Annotated in this window: 2 tRNA genes and 1 rRNA gene; all 3 read right to left on the bottom strand. The window is 47.2% G+C overall.

The window, feature by feature from the left end:
• Positions 1-197: 197 nt before the first annotated feature.
• A tRNA-Ala gene (locus tag AB2N08_RS22915) sits at positions 198-273 on the bottom strand.
• Positions 274-378: 105 nt separating this feature from the next.
• A tRNA-Ile gene (locus tag AB2N08_RS22910) sits at positions 379-455 on the bottom strand.
• Positions 456-544: 89 nt separating this feature from the next.
• Positions 545-604 (bottom strand): 16S ribosomal RNA (locus AB2N08_RS22905); the annotation flags it as partial.

Genomic DNA, 604 nt, shown 5'->3' with positions numbered 1-604 from the left:
GAGATCGTCACAGGTACAAGAGTACAACTGTGTTGCAATGATACAAATACTACTACCCAAGCACATGCTGTCGCATGTGCTTAAAAACTTTACTTCTTCCAGATTGTTAAAGAACGAAAAAACAGTGATCTCGAAAAGACCAAACCTAAATCACATCAGTGAATCACTGACGACTTACGTTTGAACTTTTACCGTAATGGTGGAGGATGACGGGATCGAACCGACGACCCCCTGCTTGCAAAGCAGGTGCTCTCCCAGCTGAGCTAATCCCCCAGGGTTGCTTGCTGTTTCCATCTCAAAAATGATCCGGCTACGCCGGGCATTTTTTAGACTAACGCCGTACCAAAAAAAAGTAGGTTTCCACTTTTGTTTGAGGGTTGGTAGGGCTGGTTGGACTCGAACCAACGACCCCCGCGTTATCAACACGGTGCTCTAACCAGCTGAGCTACAGCCCCGATAAAACTGTTCTTTATGTTCAACAGTCGATAAGCGTGGACGCTTGATGATGAGTTCAGTTTTAAGGCTGACTCCGGTGCTACTCTAGAAAGGAGGTGATCCAGCCGCACCTTCCGATACGGCTACCTTGTTACGACTTCACCCCAGT

The sequence above is a fragment of the Massilia aurea genome (assembly GCF_040790145.1).
GTDB classification, from domain to species: domain Bacteria; phylum Pseudomonadota; class Gammaproteobacteria; order Burkholderiales; family Burkholderiaceae_D; genus Telluria; species Telluria aurea_C.
This window is presented reverse-complemented; position numbering and strand designations above follow the sequence as displayed.